Here is a 2,431-nt window from a genome sequence, read left to right as displayed (position 1 = left end):
CCCCGCGCCGACCCCGGGTGCTCGTCGTTCCCCTGGAAGAGGAAACGGCCCCCACAACCCAGCTCGGGCTTCGCGCGCTGCGCCGCATCCTGCCGGTCGACGCCCAGATGCGCGTGGTGCCCGTGATGGCGATGGGCGATGCAGACCGATGCGTGAGCACACACGAAGCCGACCTCGTGATCGTGGGGGTGGGCGACGCGCTCACGCCAGACCTGTTGCACAGTCTGGCGTTTCGAACGCGGCTCGCTTCGGGCTCGCCCGTCGTGGGCATCTTCGGGATCGAAGACGCCGCCGCCGTCGACCCCCACGCCCTGGGCGCGCTGCTCGACAAGATGCAGGCCTGGATGGCGCGCACCGCCGAAGACGTCGCGCTGTTCGGGCGCGGGCGCGGCAACGTGGTGCACCTGGGCCACTGGCTGATGAATGAAGTGCCCCGCACCGAGGGCACCCACCCGACGCTTCTCGTGGCCGGCGATCCGGTCCGCCCAGACACCGATCTCGACGCGTACATCGATGGGCTGCAGCAGCACGCCAACGTGCGCGCCACCACGCCCCTGGCCCTGATCGCCGCGCTGAGCGCGGCCCGCCGCGTGATGTGGGACGCCGATGAAGGCGCCATCGACGCCCTCACCCTCGATGTGTTCGGGCAGCGATTCGAGCACGGCCAGTGGATCGATGTCGATCGCCGCGCCGTGACGGCCTACCGCCAGCGCCTGCACACCCTCGAACGCGAGCTCTCGGGCCTGCTGGGGGCGCTGCTCACCGTCGCGGGCTGACCACGCGGCGCGAAGCTCACCTCCCGCGTCGAAGGAAGCAGCGCGCCCGCGTAGTAGTTGGGCTCACCATGACCCTCACCGCGCGGCCTCCCCTGACGCACACCCTCAACGCCCTCGAGCACGGCGCCCCCCTGCTTCGCGCCGATGCCGTGGCGCTGCTGTCAGCGGGTGGCACCGATCTGGCACGCCTCATGGCCCTGGCCAGCGCGCGAAGGCGACCATCACCCTTCATCACCTACTCGCGCAAGGTCTTCATCCCCCTCACAAATCTCTGCCGCGATGTCTGCGGCTACTGCACCTTCGCCCGCTCGGCCAGCGACCCCAAGGCCCACACCATGACCCCCGACGAGGTGCTGGCCGTGGCGCGGGCAGGTCAGGCGGTCGGCTGCAAGGAGGCGCTCTTCAGCCTGGGCGAACGGCCCGAGGAGCGCCACCCCGCCATGCGCGAGACCCTGCGCCACCTGGGCTATGCGTCGACCACCCACTACCTGGCGGCCATGTGCGACCTCGTCTTTCGCGAGACCGGCCTGCTGCCCCACGCCAACTGCGGTGTGCTCAACCGAAACGAGCTCGAGCTGCTGGCCCCGCACAATGCGTCGATGGGGCTCATGCTCGAGAGCGCGAGCCCTCGCCTGCTCGAGAAGGGACAGGCCCACTGGGCCTGCCCGGGCAAGGCCCCCGATCTGCGCACCCAGACCATTCGAACCGCCGCCGAGGTAGGCGTCGCCTTCACCACAGGGCTGCTCATCGGCATTGGCGAGACCCTCGATGAGCGCGTCGACACGCTCTACGCCCTCCGCGACCTCGCCGCCGACACCGGCAACGTGCAGGAGATCATCGTCCAGAACTTCCGCGCCAAGGCCGACACCCGCTTCCGCAACGGCCCCCCCCGCCCCGCGGCACAGGGCGAGCCACCGCAAGAGAGCGATCCCACCGGCGCCATGGCCCGAGCGGGCACCATCGAGCCCTCGGCCCTCGAGATGGCCCGCACCATCGCGGTGGCGCGCCTGATTCTCGGACCCGACGCCAACATCCAGGCGCCCCCCAACCTCACCCCCGAGGCCTACGCCTTCTACCTGCTGGCCGGCATCAACGACTGGGGTGGGGTGTCGCCCATCACGCGCGACCACATCAACCCCGAAGCCGCCTGGCCCGCCCTCGATGATCTGCGCAGCGTCACCGCCGATGCAGGCTTTGTGCTGCGTGAGCGCCTGGCGATATACCCCGCCTACCAGACCCCTCGGTTCCTGCGGCCGGCCATCGCGACGCGGGTACAAGAGCTCGTCGGCCCAGACGGGCTCGCCAAGGAGAACGCCCCATGCTGATTCACGATCCGTCGGTGCTCGACGGCCTGCTGCGCGCCGTGACCCCCGAGGTGGGGCGCATCCTCGATCGCGCCCTCGACGCGCGCGAGCTCACCGTCGACGAGGGCACGACGCTGCTCGGCACCACGGGGGTCGACGTGCACGCCCTCACCCTGGTGGCCGACGCAGTGCGTCGCCGCCAGGTGGGCGACACCATCACCTTCGTGGCCACCCGCAACATCCAGTTCACCAACATCTGCTACACGGGCTGCAGCTTCTGCGCCTTCGCCCACCGCGCGGCGCACCACCTCGGCCACATCGTGGCGGTAGGCCAGCGGATCGTCGGCGCGG

The 2,431-nt window shown here is 70.5% G+C and carries 3 protein-coding genes; all 3 read left to right on the top strand.

The window, feature by feature from the left end; translation table 11 throughout:
- Positions 1 to 17 precede the first annotated feature (17 nt).
- A complete protein-coding gene (locus EB084_23740; GenBank protein NDD31274.1) occupies positions 18 to 776 on the top strand; it encodes a hypothetical protein in 759 nt (252 codons plus the stop codon).
- Positions 777 to 844: 68 nt separating this feature from the next.
- Complete coding sequence (gene cofG, locus EB084_23735; GenBank protein ID NDD31273.1) at positions 845 to 2,101, top strand: 7,8-didemethyl-8-hydroxy-5-deazariboflavin synthase subunit CofG; 1,257 nt, start codon at positions 845 to 847, stop codon at positions 2,099 to 2,101.
- The coding region (locus tag EB084_23730) for a hypothetical protein (protein ID NDD31272.1) at positions 2,095 to 2,431 on the top strand (337 nt) is incomplete at its 3' end. The genes cofG and EB084_23730, both read left to right, overlap by 7 nt.

It is taken from the genome of Pseudomonadota bacterium (assembly GCA_010028905.1).
Lineage (GTDB): Bacteria > Vulcanimicrobiota > Xenobia > RGZZ01 > RGZZ01 > RGZZ01.
The sequence above is the reverse complement of the archived record's forward strand: the minus strand, read 5'-3'. Positions and strand labels throughout refer to the sequence as shown.